At 71.1% G+C, this 14,401-nt stretch carries 14 protein-coding genes; 8 read left to right on the forward strand and 6 right to left on the reverse strand.

Annotation, left to right across the window (positions count from 1 at the left end; translation table 11 throughout):
- Window positions 1-12: 12 nt before the first annotated feature.
- From VGT80_RS06625 to VGT80_RS06635, 3 genes are read left to right on the forward strand one after another with little or no spacing between them, the layout of a single operon-like run.
- The gene (locus VGT80_RS06625; protein WP_327454058.1) at window positions 13-687 is read left to right on the forward strand and encodes a L,D-transpeptidase; all 675 of its coding nucleotides are present in this window, start codon (window positions 13-15) and stop codon (window positions 685-687) included.
- Between the two features lie 28 nt (window positions 688-715).
- Window positions 716-1,471, forward strand: a complete 756-nt coding sequence (locus VGT80_RS06630; RefSeq protein WP_327454060.1) for a DUF6065 family protein — start codon at window positions 716-718, stop codon at window positions 1,469-1,471.
- 37 nt (window positions 1,472-1,508) lie between these two features.
- On the forward strand, window positions 1,509-1,895 hold the full coding sequence (locus VGT80_RS06635) for a RusA family crossover junction endodeoxyribonuclease (protein ID WP_327454062.1): 387 nt from the start codon (window positions 1,509-1,511) through the stop codon (window positions 1,893-1,895).
- Here VGT80_RS06635 and VGT80_RS06640 read toward each other — a convergent pair.
- From VGT80_RS06640 to VGT80_RS06660, 5 genes are all read right to left on the reverse strand, one after another.
- Window positions 1,870-2,268 carry a hypothetical protein gene (locus tag VGT80_RS06640; RefSeq protein WP_327454064.1) on the reverse strand — a complete coding sequence of 133 codons (399 nt, stop codon included), beginning with the start codon at window positions 2,266-2,268 and terminating at the stop codon, window positions 1,870-1,872. The two genes, VGT80_RS06635 and VGT80_RS06640, sit on opposite strands and share 26 nt — an antisense overlap.
- Window positions 2,269-2,847: 579 nt before the next feature.
- Window positions 2,848-3,135: a DUF1153 domain-containing protein gene (locus VGT80_RS06645; protein ID WP_327454066.1), complete on the reverse strand. Its 288-nt coding sequence runs from the start codon at window positions 3,133-3,135 to the stop codon at window positions 2,848-2,850.
- A gap of 167 nt (window positions 3,136-3,302) precedes the next feature.
- Window positions 3,303-4,673, reverse strand: coding sequence for a flagellar hook protein FlgE (locus VGT80_RS06650; RefSeq protein ID WP_327454068.1), 1,371 nt, complete (start codon window positions 4,671-4,673; stop codon window positions 3,303-3,305).
- A 115-nt stretch (window positions 4,674-4,788) separates the two neighbouring features.
- On the reverse strand, window positions 4,789-5,511 hold the full coding sequence (locus VGT80_RS06655; RefSeq protein WP_327454070.1) for a flagellar hook assembly protein FlgD: 723 nt from the start codon (window positions 5,509-5,511) through the stop codon (window positions 4,789-4,791).
- Between the two features lie 12 nt (window positions 5,512-5,523).
- Window positions 5,524-7,266 (reverse strand): flagellar hook-length control protein FliK, encoded by a 1,743-nt coding sequence (locus tag VGT80_RS06660; RefSeq protein WP_327454072.1) that lies wholly within the window; start codon window positions 7,264-7,266, stop codon window positions 5,524-5,526.
- A 385-nt stretch (window positions 7,267-7,651) separates the two neighbouring features.
- Between VGT80_RS06660 and flgK the strand changes: the two genes are divergently transcribed.
- The 5 genes from flgK to VGT80_RS06685 all read left to right on the forward strand — a co-directional run bounded on the left by flgK (window position 7,652) and on the right by VGT80_RS06685 (window position 13,648).
- Window positions 7,652-9,751 (forward strand): flagellar hook-associated protein FlgK, encoded by a 2,100-nt coding sequence (flgK, locus tag VGT80_RS06665; protein WP_327454074.1) that lies wholly within the window; start codon window positions 7,652-7,654, stop codon window positions 9,749-9,751.
- A gap of 11 nt (window positions 9,752-9,762) precedes the next feature.
- Window positions 9,763-10,698 carry a flagellin gene (locus VGT80_RS06670; RefSeq protein WP_327454076.1) on the forward strand — a complete coding sequence of 312 codons (936 nt, stop codon included), beginning with the start codon at window positions 9,763-9,765 and terminating at the stop codon, window positions 10,696-10,698.
- A 38-nt stretch (window positions 10,699-10,736) separates the two neighbouring features.
- Window positions 10,737-11,918 carry a tRNA 2-thiouridine(34) synthase MnmA gene (gene mnmA / locus VGT80_RS06675; RefSeq protein WP_327454078.1) on the forward strand — a complete coding sequence of 394 codons (1,182 nt, stop codon included), beginning with the start codon at window positions 10,737-10,739 and terminating at the stop codon, window positions 11,916-11,918.
- Window positions 11,919-12,063: 145 nt separating this feature from the next.
- Entirely contained in the window at window positions 12,064-12,255 is a 192-nt protein-coding gene (locus VGT80_RS06680; protein WP_327454080.1) for a hypothetical protein, read from the forward strand.
- A gap of 199 nt (window positions 12,256-12,454) precedes the next feature.
- Complete coding sequence (locus VGT80_RS06685; RefSeq protein ID WP_327454082.1) at window positions 12,455-13,648, forward strand: acetyl-CoA C-acyltransferase; 1,194 nt, start codon at window positions 12,455-12,457, stop codon at window positions 13,646-13,648.
- A gap of 134 nt (window positions 13,649-13,782) precedes the next feature.
- Here VGT80_RS06685 and VGT80_RS06690 read toward each other — a convergent pair whose 3' ends face one another.
- On the reverse strand, window positions 13,783-14,301 hold the full coding sequence (locus VGT80_RS06690; RefSeq protein ID WP_327454084.1) for a DUF3617 domain-containing protein: 519 nt from the start codon (window positions 14,299-14,301) through the stop codon (window positions 13,783-13,785).
- Window positions 14,302-14,401: the final 100 nt, after the last annotated feature.

The raw sequence follows: 14,401 nt of genomic DNA on the forward strand, positions 1-14,401 counted from the left end.
AGGGGGATCGACATGCGAACGCTGGCAAGGGCGGCGCTGAGCGCCGGGGTCCTCTGGCTGGGGCTGATGGCCGGCGCCGCCCGCGCCCTGCCGGCCGCCGCCGCCCACGCCGACTTTCAGGCCCACCCGGCGTCGCACGACACCCGCGCCGTCGCCGACTGGATCGTCGCCTCGGGCGACAACCACGGCATGCCGTTCGTGATCATCGACAAGAAGGCGGCCCGGGTCTTCGTCTTCCGGCCCGACGGGCGCCTGCGCGGCGAGTCCGCCGCCCTGCTGGGCATGGCGCGCGGCGACGACAGCGTGCCCGGCATCGGCGAGCGCGAGCTCTCGACCATACGTCCGGAGGAACGCACCACCCCGGCCGGGCGCTTCGTCGCCTCCCTGGGCGCCGACCTGGGCGTCAAGGACGTCCTGTGGGTCGACTATGCCGATGCGATCTCCCTGCACCGGGTGGTCACCAGCAAGCCCAAGGAGCGTCGCCTGCAGCGCCTGGCCAGCCCCTCGATCGACGACAACCGCATCTCCTACGGCTGCATCAACGTCCCGGCCCGGTTCTACGACACCGTGGTCCGCCCCTCGTTCCTGAAGTCCAGCGGCATCGTCTACATCCTGCCCGAGGTCCGCTCGCTGGCGTCGGTCTTCCCGGCCTACGGGCTGGTCACGCGGGCCGCCGGCGCGCACTGATCTCGAGAGCGACCGCGGAGGCCATGCCATGGACCTGATCTGCTATCTGCATCCCAGCTGGAACCCGCAGATCCGTCCCGCCCGCCCGCAACGCCCGTGGATGGACGCCACCCCGGAATCCTTCGCCTACCGCTGCCTGCCGCTGAGCATGGCCAACGGCCACGGCTGGGAGGTGGCGACCCGTTGCGCGGTGGACGCCTGGTGGGATGGCGGGGCGGGGGTCGACGCGGTGAAGGTCTCGGTGGAAGGCGAGGTGGATCCGGCCAGCGCGCCATCCTCGATGTTCGGCCAGGGCGTCCTGACCTTCCACGTGGCCGGCCTGTTCCGCACCCCCCCGGGCTGGAACCTGTGGGTCGGCGGGCCGCCCAACCAGGGCAAGGACGGCATCGCGCCGCTCTCGGGCCTGGTGGAGACCGACTGGTCGCCGTTCACCTTCACCATGAACTGGCGCTTCACCCGGCCGAACCACAAGATCCGCTTCGAGGCGGATGAGCCGTTCGCCTTCCTGTTCCCGATCGAGCGGGCGGCGCTCGAGCGGTTCGAGCCGCGTTTCGCGCCCCTGGAGTCCGCGCCGGAACTGGCCAGCGCCTTCCAGGACTGGAGCGCCTCGCGCGACGCCTTCCAGCAGCAGATGGCGTCGAACCCGCCGACCAAGCCCGCCGACCGCTGGCAGAAGCACTACTACCGCGGCGTCGACGCCGCCGGCTGCCCGCATATCGAGGACCATCGCACCAAGTCCCACGTCCGGCCCTTCGCGCCCGCCGAGGCGGTCGCGAAAAAATAGCGGGTCACGGGGCCGGCGAAGGCTCTAGAACCCGCCCATGTCCGATCCCTGGACCCAGCACGGCAAGGTGCGCGCCCGCGAGGGCGACGGCGCCATGGTGGTCGAGGTCGACGGCCTGACCACCCAGGCCAAGTACTACAAGCCCCTGATCTACGAATTCTTCCGCAAGGTCTGGCGCGGCTCCAGGCCCTCCTGGGGGGAATTCTCCGTCGAAATCCGCATGGAATATGTCGGCGAGCCGCCCTGGCTCGACCTCGACAACCTGGCCAAGGCCATCCTCGACGCCATCAAGGGCTACGCCTTCCACGACGACGCCCAGGTGGCGCGCCTGCTGGTGGAGCGCGCGCCGGGCGAGCGCGAACGCATCTTGGTCACGGTCCGCAAGGTTTCGGAGCGGCCTATGGGCCGGCCGTTTCATCCCTGAAGGCGTCGACGACGTCCGAGCCCGACTGGCCGGTGGGCAGGCAGGCGTCCCCAAGCGCGCGGTGGTCCGACATGCCGAGCGCGCGCATCATCAGCCGGAAGGAGGCGCGCTGGTCCGGCGTGAGGTTGACGTCCCAGGTCAGGCCGGTGAGCGCCCCGTCGTTCTCGATGTGGATCCGCCCCTTCGGGCCGGTCAGATCGCCCACATGCATCAGCGCGCCGTTGCACCCGCGCGCCTGCACGAAGCCGGTCGCGTCCAGCCGCATCACGGTGCGCCCGCCGCTCTGGACCACCAGGGCCTGGCGCGCGGAATCGGTGGCGGAGAGGGGATGGGCCCCCAGGATGGAGGCCGCGGCGAGCACGGCGGTGAGCATGGGGTCCTGACGCGGGTTGACGGCGCATATGCAGAACGCCGTTACGCCGCGCTAGTTGCCGTTCCCGGTGCTGGCAATCGATCGCCCACTCATTGTGGGTTTCGCGACATCGCAACGCAGCATTTAGCTACCGCAGCGCAGTATCGGGGGTCCTTGCGCGGGGGGCGCGAGTGCCGGGCGGCCCTGGCCGCGGAACGCCTGCGGCCACGCTCGCGTTGGCGGAGCTGTCCTAAACCTTGAGAGGTCCCATGCGATCGATCCTACTGTGGGCCATCGGCGTGCCCGTGCCCGTGATCCTGCTGCTGGCGTTCTGCACGCACCACTTCTAGCGCGCCGGAAGAGCCTCATCGCCCACGCCGGGCGGCCGGTGCGCCGGCGCCCGTTCGACGGCGATGAGGGCTCCTTGGGGCCGGTGCGCCCCGCGCGCGTTCAGCGCGCGATCCCCAAAAGAAAACGGCCGCGCCCTGGCTTGGGCGCGCCCCGCGCGCCTTCAGCGCGCGATCCCCAAAAAGAAAACGGCCGCGCCCTGACTTGGGCGCGGCCGCTGTCGCGAACCTATCCGGGGGGAGTGGAAACGGTTCAGCGATACTGTTGCAGTCGCGTGGTGCGAAGCCCCGCCATGCCGTGGCGGTCGATCGAGCGCTGCCAGGCCAGGAACTCTTCGGAGGTGAGCGTGTAGCGCTCGAGCGCGTCCTCCAGCGAGAGCAGGCCCCCGCGGACAGCGGCGACCACCTCCGCCTTGCGGCGGATCACCCATCGCCCGGTGTTGGGCGGGGGCAGGTCCCTGATCGTCAAGGGCGCGCCGGTGGGGCCGATCACATAGGCCTCGCCGCGGCTGTTGGTGCGCACCTGCTGTTGTTGCAACATGGCTTTTAAGCTCTTCCCACCATCACAGTTGACGGGAAACATAGCCGCCGCGCCCTAACGGCCGCTGAATCGCTATAGTAAAGAAACGACTAACCATCTCCCCCTCGTGTAACGTTCTGGTACATAACCAATCAGTGTTGAATGTTAACGCCAGTTAAGTTCCAGGATCATCGAATAATATTGATCAGCTCATCCAGCATAGTGTCCGCTGTCGTGATGATCTTCGACGATGCCGAGTAGGCTTTCTGAGTGGAGATCAGGCCGGTGAACTCGGCCGAGAGGTCCACGGTCGAGGATTCCAGGCTGGAGGGCGAGATCTGGCCCGCGCCGCCGACGCCCGGGTCCTTCAGCACCATCGGTCCGGCGGGGATCGTCACCTGGTAGGCGTTGCCGCTCACCGGCTTCAGGCCGTCGGGGTTGGAGAAGGTGGCCACCGACACCTTGGCGATCTTGCGGACCTGGCTGTTGTCGTAGATCGCCGAGACCACGCCGTGGGTGTCCACCTGCACGCCGACGATGTTGCCGACCCCGGCCCCATCGTTGGAGATGGTGTTGACCGTCGAGGAGGCGCTCTGCTGGGTGAGCTTGGTGAGGTCGAGGTTGACGTTCTGGGCCGCGATGCCCAGCGCCGCGCCCCAGGCCGGCGCCGCGCCGCCCGAGGCCCCCACCGCCAGGACGCCGGGGAAGGTGGTGTTGAGCGGGTTGGGGTCGATCGCGCCGTCCGGCAGGAAAGCGACGTTGCCGGAGGCGACCAGGCCCGGCGCCACGCCCGCGGCCACCGCCACGTCGGCCGCCGGGACGGCATAGGCTTCCGAGGCCCAGGTGTTGGCCCCGGTCTTCAGGAAGGCCATTTCCAGCTTGCGCGGACCGCCTTGGGAGTCGGTCACGGTCATGTCGACGGTGAAGTCCGGCTTGGTGCCGGTGGCCGCGCCGGCGGCGAAGTCGGCCATGCTCTTGCCGCCGGCCAGCGCATAGGTCGCCGCCCCTGCCGAAACCACGGTGGCGCTGTTGAGGTTGGCGCTGATGCCGACGTTGCCGGTCTCCTGGACGGCTGAGCCCAGGTTCTTGACGTTGATCGAGGCCAGCTTGGTCAGGTCCGACGGGTCGATGGCGAAGGTGCCGTTGGCCGCCGCCGGCCAGCCTTGCAGGTAGAGCCCGGCGTCGTTCACCAGGAATCCCGAGGCGTCGACGTTGAACTGGCCGGAGCGGGTGAACTCCCGCGTGTCGGCCGGCGTCAGGCCCTGGGGCTTGTTGGTGACCACGAAGAAGCCGTCGCCGGAGATGGCCAGATCGGTGGTCGAGCCCGCGCTTTGAATCAGGCCCTGGGTGCTGACATAGGTGTGGGTGACGCCCTGCACGCCGCCGGCGGAGTACCTCCCCTGGACCGCCTGGGCGGTCACCACATTGGCGAAGTTCACCTGGTTGCGCTTGTAGGCGATGGTGTTGACGTTGGCGATGTTGTCCGAGATCGCTGCGAGCGCCGAGGAGTTGGCCACGAGGCCCGACACGCCGGCGAGCATTGCGGAATTGATGCTCATGGGTCCTTCCGTCCTTTGTCTGAGGGCCCGCCTGCTGCGGATCCGGACGGCGCGGTTCGGCCGTCAGGCAGGGCGGCGTTTTGCCGTCCGGGTTGCTGGGAAATGCGAAGGCGGCTCATGGGCCGCCTTGCGCGGTTGATGTCGGTGTCGTGGCGCCGGGCTGGGTGATGCTCACCACGCTGTCCCAGCCCACCTGGCTGCCGCCCACGGTGATCAGGGTCTTGCCGCTCGATTGCTCGACGGCGGTGACCAGCCCCTGCACATAGGTCGTCGCGTTGAGCGCCGCGCCGGAGGCGTCGGTGGCGGTCACCCGCAGGCTGTAGGGCCCGTCGGGCAGCTTGGCGCCGTTCAGGTCCTTGCCGTTCCAGGCCAGGTTGTGGTCGCCGGCGCTCATGTCGGACGGCGCCTCGGCGTGGACCACCTTGCCGGTGGAATCCACCACCTCCAGCTTCACGTCGGCGGCGCCCGAGGGCAGGTTGTAGGTCCACTGCGCCTGGCCGCCGGTGAGGTTGGCGGTGCTGCTCACCGCCTTCACGTTCTTGCCGATCAGCCCGACCGCGGTGGAGACGCCGTTCGAGGTGTTGGTCGCCACCTGCTGCAGCAGGTTGTTGGTGTTCAGCTGCGCCTCGACGCCGCTCATCTGCACCAGTTGCTGGGTGAACTGGTTGGAATCCAGCGGCGACAGCGGGTCCTGGTTCTTCAGCTGCGTGGTCAACAGGCTGAGGAAGGTCTGGAAGTTGCCCGACAGCTGGCTCAGCGCGTCGGCGCTGGTCTTCGCCGCGGCGGCCGGGTTGGCGGCCGGCGTAGGGGTGGTGGTTCCGGCGACTGGCGTGGTCATCGCTTAAGTCCTTCAGATCCGGATATCGACGCCGGAAGCCCGGCTTCGGTTGAGGCGCAGCGCCACATCGGCCGCCGCCTGGGCGGCGTCGCCGGCGGTGTCGAGCGCGGTCTGGAAGGCCCGGCCGCGGAAGGCCTGGCCGCTGTTGTCGTGCTGGCCCTGGCCGGGGCCGGTCTGGCCGCCCTGGCCGCCGGCCATCTCGAAGGAGAGCCCGCCGGAGACGTCGAAGCCGGCCTGCTCGAGGGCCTGCTGCAGCTCGCCGGAGCGCGCCTTCAGCTCGGCCGCGCCCTGCTCGGTGTGGCAGGCCAGGGCCGCGGTCATCCGGCCCTCGGCGCCGATCTCCACGCGCACGTCCACCTTGCCGAGGCCGGCGGGGTCGAGCTGCACGTCGAAGCGGGTGGTCTTGGCCTCCAGCTTCTTGACGATCTGCGCCGCCAGGTTGGCGACGGTCTGCGGCGCGCCGCGCGCGGCCGCCGCGGCGGCCTGCATCGCCTGGGGCGTGGCCACGGGGTTCGGGCTGGTCGGGTCGGCGGCGGCGAAGCTCTGGGTCTGGGTGTCGTCGGCGCGGCTGTCGGAGGCGGCGCCGGTCGCGGCGGTGGCGACGGGGTCGGCCTTGTCCTCGGCGGGGGCGGGCGACGCCGCGCCCTCGGCCACCGCCTCGGTCTTGGCCCCCTCCGCGCGCTTGGCGGTCGCCGGCCCGTGCGGTGCGGCGGCGGGCCCCGCGGCGGCCTTGCCCCCCGTGCGCTCCCGCGCGCCGGGACGGGCCGATGAGGTCTGGCTGGGTGGCTGCGGATCCGGCGGCGGCGCCAGGACCGGCGCGGCGGCGCTGTCGGCCAGGGAAGCCGTCTGGGCGGCCATCTGGGCGGCCGTCTGCACAGGGGCAGGCGCGTCGGCGGCTGTGGGCGTCGCGGCCGCGGCGGCTGGCGCGGCGGCGGCCGTCTGGGCGGGCGTGGGAGGCGCCGCCGCCGGGCTCGTCGCCGCGGCGAGCGCCGGGGCGTCGGACTTGGCGGTCTGCGGCGCTGCGGGCGTCGTCGCCGGTTGCGGCCCCGTCGCGGTCGCGGGGGCGGGGCCGGCAGCCGTGGCGAGCTGCGGATCCTCGGTCGCCGCTTGGACGGCCGGCTTGGCCGGGGTCTCGGCGAGGGGTGCCGGGCTGGCGCCGGCCGCCGGCAAACCCGCCTGCGCCTGCGCCTGCGCCTGGGTTTGGGCGGCGGCCTGCAGCACGGCGGTCTTGCCGTCGCCGGCCGTCGCCATCGCGAAGCCGGGCGTGGCTGGGGCGGCGGCGGTCTTCGCCTTGCCGTCGCCGGCCGCCGCCGCGGCGTCGCCGTCCTGGGGAGCCGGGCTCTGGGCGGTGGCGGTCTGCGGGGTCGCCGTCTGGGGCGTCGCCGCCGCGCCGGCCAGCAGAGCCGCGGCAGCGTCCGGCGTGGCGCCGGCCTGGGCCGGGGCGTCCGTCTGCCCGCCGCCCGTCTTGCCGTCGCCCTTGCCCCCGTCCTTGGTTTTGATGGCGGGCTTCGCGCCCGAGGCGGCCGCCGCCGGGCTGCCGGCGGGATTGGCCGCTGTGGGGATCTGCGCCGCCGCCGCGGCCGTGGCGTCGCCGCCCGCCGCCTGGCCGAACAGGGCCGCCAGCAGCGCCTCGAAGCCCGCCAGAACTCCGCCCTGCGTCGCCGCGCCGGCATGGGCCGCGCCGACGCCCTGGCCGGTCCCGGCGGCGGCGCCGGGGGGCTGGAAGAGCGACGCATTGAGCATGGGCGCGGACATCGGGACCTGGGTGGAAGCGGCAAGGCGCCTGCTGCGCCGGGCTTATTCGCACTCTCCGGAGCAACCTTTGCGCCATCTGGTCAGGTTGTTGTTTTCACTTGCAAAACGCCGATCCCGCTGGGCGCCGGGGCCCCCACCTCCGGGCGGAAATTGCCGAGCCGTTCGGGGTCGGGTGGGGCGTTGTCTGCCGCCCGCCACGGCCCGCCGCGGCCCGCCGGGCGACTGGCGCCGGACTTGCGCGTGTCTTTCCGACATCCATTGGGCCCAGAGGGGGACCATGTTGAATTTGCGGGATTTTTTGCAGGCCCCCGCGCGTGCGTACACCTTACGCCCGGCAGAAACGGCCTACTCGCGCGTCAGCCTTTGCCGGGCGGAGGGTTAAGCCATGAGCCTTAGCGTCGCCCTGCAGACCGCCACCTCGGGCCTGATGGCCGCCCAGGTCGGCCTGCGGACGGTCTCGGACAACATCTCCAACGTCAACACGCCGGGCTATGTCCGCAAGACCGTCGACCAGCAGCAGCTGACCGTCAACGGCATGGGCATGGGGGTGCAGATCACCGGCGTCCGCCGCGTGACCGACCAGTACCTGCAGCTCGCCAGCCTGACCGCCGGCGCCGACAGCGGCCGCTGGGGCGTCTATTCGCAGTATCTCGACAACGCCCAGTCCCTGTTCGGCGACCCCTCGGCCGCCAGCTCGTTCTTCAGCGGCCTGGACAATATCTATTCGGCCTTCGCCTCGGCGGCGAACGACCCGTCCAACAACCTGCTGCGCAGCCAGGCGATCTCCAACGTCCAGGATTTCCTGAGCTCGGCCCAGCAGATCAACGGCCAGCTCAGCCAGCTCACCAGCACCGTCGACACCCGCATCTCCGCCGACGTCGACCAGGTCAACAGCCTGCTGTCGCAGATCAGCGGCCTGAACTCCGACATCAGCCGCGCCTCGCTGGTCAATGCCGACGCCTCGGGCGCGGAGAACATCCAGAGCCAGCTGCTCGACCAGCTGTCGGGCCTGATCAACGTCAAGGTCTCGCAGCGCGACGGCGGCGGCGTCGACGTGCGCTCGCCGGAGGGCGTGCTGCTGGCCGGCGACCAGGCGGCCAGCCTGAGCTACGTCAGCAGCGTCTCGACGCCCGGCTACATCACCGCCACCCCGCCCGGCGTCGGCTCCGCCCAGCCGGTGCAGACCACCAGCGGCGAGCTGCGCGGCCTCCTCGACCTGCGCAACACCGCCCTGCCGGGCATCTCCGACCAGCTCGGCGAGTTCACCTCGCGCGCCGTGGCGCAGCTGAACGCCGCCCACAACGCCGCCAGCGCCGTGCCCGCGCCCGCCAGCCTGACCGGCCGCAACACCGGCCTCGACCTGCCGACCGCGGTGGGCGGCTTCACCGGCCAGTCGACCATCGCCATCGTCGACGCCAATGGCGTGGCCCAGCACCAGATCGCCATCGACTTCACCGCCCAGACGATCAGCGTCGACGGCGGCGCGCCCACCGGCACCTCGCCCGCCACCTTCCTGGCCGACCTCAACACCGCCCTGGGCGCCAACGGCTCGGCGACCTACGTGGGCAATCAGCTGTCGATCGCCGCCACCGGCGGCAACGGCGTCGCCATCGACGAGGGGACGTCCCAGAAGGCCGGCCGCGCCTTCTCGGCCTTCTTCGGGCTCAACGACCTGGTGCGCACCAACGGCTTTGCGACCTACGAGACCGGCCTGCAGCCCACCGATCCTTCCGGCTTCGCGCCCGGCCAGCAGATCACCTTCCGGCTGTCACAGCCCGACGGAAAGCCGATCCGCGACGTCACCGTCACCATGCCGGCCCTGCCGCAGATGAGCGACATGCTCAATGCCCTGAACAGCAATGTCGCCGGCGTCGGCCTCTACGGCCAGTTCGCCCTCGATCCCCAGGGCACGCTCAGCTTCACCGGCGGCCCGCCGTCCAACGCCGGGCTCACGGTGGTCACCGACACCACCTCGCGCGGCGCGGGCGGGCCCTCGTTCTCCCAGCTGTTCGGCATCGGCGTGGTCCAGCGCAGCGCCCGGGCCTCCAGCTTCTCGGTCGACCCGGTGATCGTTTCCGATCCCACCAAGCTGGCTCTGGCCAAGCTCGACCTCAGTGTGGCGCCCGGCCAGTCGTCGCTCAGGCCCGGCGACGGCCAGGGCGCGGTGGCCATCGCCGCCTCCGGCGACCAGGCCACCCTGTTTCAGGCGGCCGGCACGCTCGGCCAGGTCAGCGCCACGGTCTCGCGCTACGCTTCGGAGTTCGGCGGCTCGATCGGCCGCCAGGCGGCCTCCGCGGCGACCCAGACCAAGAGCGCCGACTCCATCCAGACCGAGGCCGTCAACCGCCGGGAGTCGGTGGAAAGCGTCAACCTCGACGAGGAGCTGGTCCACCTGCAGACCTATCAACAGGCCTTCAACGCTTCGGCCCGCATGATCCAGGCCACCAAGGATCTGTTCGACACCCTTCTGACGATGGTGGGGTAAGGAGCTAGCACATGGTCACCCGCGTCTCGACCATCGGCAACTATTCGACGGTTCTCGCCAACCTGATGTCGGCCCAGCAGGCCCAGCTCGACGCCAGCGAGCGGGTCTCGACGCACAAGAACGCCACCGACCTGAAGGGCTTCGCGGCCAACGACGAGCTGCTCACCGCCATGCAGTCGGTGTCGACGCGGCTCGACAACTTCCAGACCCAGAACAACCTGGTGGCCGACAAGCTGACCACCCAGGACACCGCCCTGGGCCAGGTCGCCTCCGCCACCCAGACCGCCCGCCAGGCGATCGCCGACGCGCTGGCCAGCGGCGACGGCACCACCCTGATGAGCGAGCTGCAGGGCGCCATGGACCAGGCCGTGGGGGCCATGAACACCAAGTACAACGGCTCCTACATCTTCGCCGGCGGGGCCATCAACACCCAGCCGGTCACCGCCACCACGCTCGCCAGCCTCACCGCCGGGCCGCCGATCTCGACCATGTTCCAGAACGACCAGTTCAAGGCCCAGGCCCAGGTCGACGATTCCACCACCGTCACCACCGGCGTGCTGGCCTCCGACGTGGGAACCCCGGTGCTCACCGCCCTGCAGGGCGTGGAGGCCTTCGACCAGGGCGGCTCGGGTCCCTTCAACGGCACGCTCACCGCGGCCCAGAAGACCTTCCTGGAAGCCCAGCTCACCGCGTTCGACGCCGCCCACACCGGGGTCATCACCATCACCGCCCAGAACGGCATGGCCCAGCAGCGGGTCGAATCCGTGAAGACCGACCTCACCAGCCGCCAGAACACCATCGGCGCCATGATGAGCAACATCACCGACGCCGACATGGGCAAGGCCGCCGCCGACCTGACCCTCGCCCAGACCTCCTTCGCGGCCGCCGCCCAGGTCTTCCAGACCCTCAAGAACTCCTCGCTCCTGAACCTGCTGCAGATCCAGTAGGCTCGAAAAACCCGGCCTGACGCTCTATGTAGGCCGCGATGAACGCGCCCTTCGCAGCGTCCGACCTCTCCACCGGCCTCATCGAGGCCGCGCGCGAGGCCGTGCGCCTGCCGGTGGGGGCCCGCGTGGTGGCCGCCATGTCCGGCGGGGTGGACAGCACGGTCACCGCGGCCGTGCTGGCCAGGGCCGGCTACGACGTGGTCGGCGTCACCCTGCAGCTCTACGACCACGGGGCGGCGATCCAGAAGAAGGGCGCCTGCTGCGCCGGCCAGGACATCCACGACGCGCGGATGGCCGCCGAAGCCCTGGGCGTGCCGCACTACGTCCTCGACTACGAAAGCCGCTTCCGGCAGCAGGTCATCGAGGACTTCGCCGACAGCTACCTGCGCGGCGAGACCCCGATCCCCTGCATCCGCTGCAATCAGACGGTGAAGTTCCGCGACCTGCTGGACGTCGCCCGCGACCTGGGCGCGCAAGCCATGGCCACCGGCCACTACGTCCGCCGCGCGGTGGGCCCCGCCGGCGCCGAGCTGCACCGCGCGGCCGATCCGGCCAGGGACCAGTCCTACTTCCTGTTCGCGACGACGCCGGACCAGCTCGCCGACCTGCGCTTCCCGCTGGGCGGCCTGCCCAAGCCCGCCGTCCGCGCCGCGGCCGCTGAGCTGGGCCTGGCCGTCGCCGACAAGCCCGACAGCCAGGACATCTGCTTCGTCCCCGAAGGCCGCTACACCACCGTCATCGACCGCCTGCGCCCGCAGGGCGCGGAGCCCGGCGACATCGTCCACCTCGACGGCCGCGTGCTCGGCCGCCACGAGGGCGTCACCCGCTACACCATCGGCCAGCGGCGCGGCCTCAACGTCGCCGTCGGCGATCCGCTGTTCGTGGTGCGCATCGACGCCGAGGCGCGGGCTGTGATCGTCGGCCCGCGCGAGGCCCTGCTGACCCACGCCCTGACGCTGAAGGAAACGAACTGGATCGGCGACGGCCCGTCCATCGCGGCGGCCTGCGACGCCGGCCGTCCGGTCCTCGCCCGCGTCCGTTCCACCGCCACGCCCACGCCGGGCCGCCTGGCCCGGGTCGACGGCCAGCCCGGCGTGGTCTTCGATCGGCCGGAGGAAGGCGTCGCGCCGGGCCAGGCCTGCGTCCTCTACGACCCCGAGACCCCCAGCCGTGTGCTCGGCGGCGGCTTCATCGCCGGAACCCGGCGGGCGCAAATCTAGGTGTCATCCCGGAAGCCGCGCAGCGGCTATCCGGGACCCTCGTCGCCAGATGGTCGCAATCCGGCGCAAAGGGTCCCGGTCTTCTCCCTGCGGTCGAAACCGGGATGACATCCGGTGGTTATCCTTCGCGAAGAAGGAGACACCCATGGCCGAAAAGAAGAAATGGATCGCCGGCGCGACCAAGAAGAAGGGCGCCCTGCACGAGGCCCTGCACGTCCCCAAGGACGAGAAGATCCCCGCCGCCAAGCTGCACGCCGCGGCCAAGAAGGGCGGCAAGGTCGGCAAGGAGGCGCGCCTCGCCGAGACGCTGAAGGGGCTGAACCACAAACACTCGTAGTCCCCTTCTCCCCCTGCGGGAGAAGGTGTCAGCCGCAGGCTGACGGAAGAGGGGTCGCGCTCCGGCCGCCGCGCGCAACCCCATCCGTCCAGCCGCCGTCGCCGAGAAACCCCTCCTCCGACCCCCTTCGGGGGCCACCTTCTCCCGCAAGGGAGAAGGGGCGATGACGGCCGGCCTGCCCGCGCCTATATCCCCCCGCATGACCCACGCCCCCGCCGACCCCGTCGTCATCGCCAGCTACGCCCGCACCCCCATGGGCGGCTTCCAGGGGGTGTTCGCCCCGGTCAAGGCCACCGACCTGGGCGCCGCGGCCCTCCGCGCCGCGGTCGAACGCGCCGGCGTCCCCCTGGACGCCGTGGAACAGATCCTCATGGGCTGCGTCCTGCCGGCCGGGCTCGGCCAGGCGCCGGCCCGCCAGGCCGCCATCGGCGCGGGCCTGCCCACCTCGGTCGAGGCCACCACCGTCAACAAGATGTGCGGCTCGGGCATGCAGGCGGCCATCCTCGCCGCCGACAGCCTGGCGGCCGGCACGGTCGACGTGGTCGTCGCCGGCGGCATGGAGAGCATGACCAACGCCCCCTACCTGTCGAAATCCCACCGCTCGGGCGCCCGTATCGGCCACGACCAGATGCTCGACCACATGTACCTGGACGGCCTCGAGGACGCCTACGAACCCGGCCGGTTGATGGGGTCCTTCGCCGAGGAGACCGCCAAGTCGTACCAGTTCACCCGCGAGGCCATGGACGACTACGCCATCGGCTCGCTGCAGCGCGCCAAGGCGGCCATCACCTCCGGCGCCTTCAGGAAGGAGATCGTCCCCTTCGAGGTGGTCACCCGCAAGGGCGCGGTCCTCGTCGAGGACGACGAGCAGCCGATGAAGGCCGACCCGGCCAAGATCCCGACCCTGAAGCCCGCCTTCGCCAAGGACGGCGCCATCACCGCGGCCAACGCGTCTTCCATCTCCGACGGCGCCGCGGCCCTGGTGATGACCCGCGAGAGCGTGGCGAAAAAGCTCGGCATGACCGTCGTCGCCCGGGTCGCCAGCCACGCGGCCCACGCCCATGAGCCCGGCCTCTTCACCACCGCCCCGGTCCCGGCCATCAAGAAGGCCCTCAAGCGCGCCGGCTGGACGATCGACGACGTCGACCTGTTCGAGGTCAACGAGGCCTTCGCGGTGGTCGCCATGATCGCCGAGCGCGACCTCGCCATCCCGCGCGAGAAGCTCAACGTCAACGGCGGCGCCTGCGCGCTGGGCCACCCGATCGGGGCCAGCGGCGCCCGTATCCTCGCCACCCTGCTGGCCGCCCTCGAAGCCCGCGGCCTCAAACGCGGCGTCGCCAGCCTCTGCATCGGCGGCGGCGAAGCCACGGCGATGGCCGTGGAGCTGGTCTGAAAAGATGCTCCCCCTCTGGGGGAGCTGTCGCGAAGCGACTGAGGGGGCTTCCACTCAGAACGCGCAGCGGCGACTCCGCGGCGGAAGCCCCCTCCGGTCCTCCGGACCACCTCCCCCAAGAGGGGAGGATTTTCCTACCCCCCCGCCCCCGGATCGATCCGCACCCCGCCGGGCAGCTCCAGCTCTCCCGGCCTCATGTCGGCCGGACAGGGCCCCTTCCAGGCGGCCGTCACCGTATAGCGCCGCACCCCGTTCATCTGCTGGGCCTTGGCGCCGGTCACCGTGGTCTCCACCTCCTCGCGGTAGGCGCCGGTGAGGTCGCCGGTGATCGCCGCGTGCGCGCTCTGCCGGCCGTTGTCGCCCAGGTCGCAGACCGCGGTGAAATCGAACCCGCCGCCCACCCGCGGCCTCAGCTTCGGCTCGGCGCAGACCTTCGCGCCATCGGCCACCGTCAGGGCGAACCCCGCCTTGTCGCCCGGCCCCACGCACAGCCGCGTCACCTGGGTCCCGGCCGGCGAGACGGTGGTCTGTTCCCACAGCCCCGCCTTGCGCGCCGTCGCCTGGGGCGCGACCGCCTTCACCGCGTGCGTCGCGGGCTGGCCGCAGGCCGAAAGCCCGATGAGCGCCACCGCCGCCAGCCAGATCCGCCTCATCTTGAGATTCCCTCGTCGCCGGCCCAGGTGAGAAGGCTAGACGGGATCAATCCCGCCCGTCACCCGGTTCCTGTCCCGAAGGAGGACTTCCATGAGCGCG

Source organism: Phenylobacterium sp., assembly GCF_035944335.1.
Taxonomy (GTDB): Bacteria; Pseudomonadota; Alphaproteobacteria; order Caulobacterales; family Caulobacteraceae; genus Phenylobacterium.

Coding starts and splice junctions, on each gene's coding strand:
- VGT80_RS06625 (WP_327454058.1), top strand. CDS start 13: ATGCGAACGCTGGCAAGGGCGGCGCTGAGCGCCGGGGTCCTCTGGCTG.
- VGT80_RS06630 (WP_327454060.1), top strand. CDS start 716: ATGGACCTGATCTGCTATCTGCATCCCAGCTGGAACCCGCAGATCCGT.
- VGT80_RS06635 (WP_327454062.1), top strand. CDS start 1,509: ATGTCCGATCCCTGGACCCAGCACGGCAAGGTGCGCGCCCGCGAGGGC.
- VGT80_RS06640 (WP_327454064.1), bottom strand. CDS start 2,268: ATGCTCACCGCCGTGCTCGCCGCGGCCTCCATCCTGGGGGCCCATCCC.
- VGT80_RS06645 (WP_327454066.1), bottom strand. CDS start 3,135: ATGTTGCAACAACAGCAGGTGCGCACCAACAGCCGCGGCGAGGCCTAT.
- VGT80_RS06650 (WP_327454068.1), bottom strand. CDS start 4,673: ATGAGCATCAATTCCGCAATGCTCGCCGGCGTGTCGGGCCTCGTGGCC.
- VGT80_RS06655 (WP_327454070.1), bottom strand. CDS start 5,511: ATGACCACGCCAGTCGCCGGAACCACCACCCCTACGCCGGCCGCCAAC.
- VGT80_RS06660 (WP_327454072.1), bottom strand. CDS start 7,266: ATGTCCGCGCCCATGCTCAATGCGTCGCTCTTCCAGCCCCCCGGCGCC.
- flgK (WP_327454074.1), top strand. CDS start 7,652: ATGAGCCTTAGCGTCGCCCTGCAGACCGCCACCTCGGGCCTGATGGCC.
- VGT80_RS06670 (WP_327454076.1), top strand. CDS start 9,763: ATGGTCACCCGCGTCTCGACCATCGGCAACTATTCGACGGTTCTCGCC.
- mnmA (WP_327454078.1), top strand. CDS start 10,737: ATGAACGCGCCCTTCGCAGCGTCCGACCTCTCCACCGGCCTCATCGAG.
- VGT80_RS06680 (WP_327454080.1), top strand. CDS start 12,064: ATGGCCGAAAAGAAGAAATGGATCGCCGGCGCGACCAAGAAGAAGGGC.
- VGT80_RS06685 (WP_327454082.1), top strand. CDS start 12,455: ATGACCCACGCCCCCGCCGACCCCGTCGTCATCGCCAGCTACGCCCGC.
- VGT80_RS06690 (WP_327454084.1), bottom strand. CDS start 14,301: ATGAGGCGGATCTGGCTGGCGGCGGTGGCGCTCATCGGGCTTTCGGCC.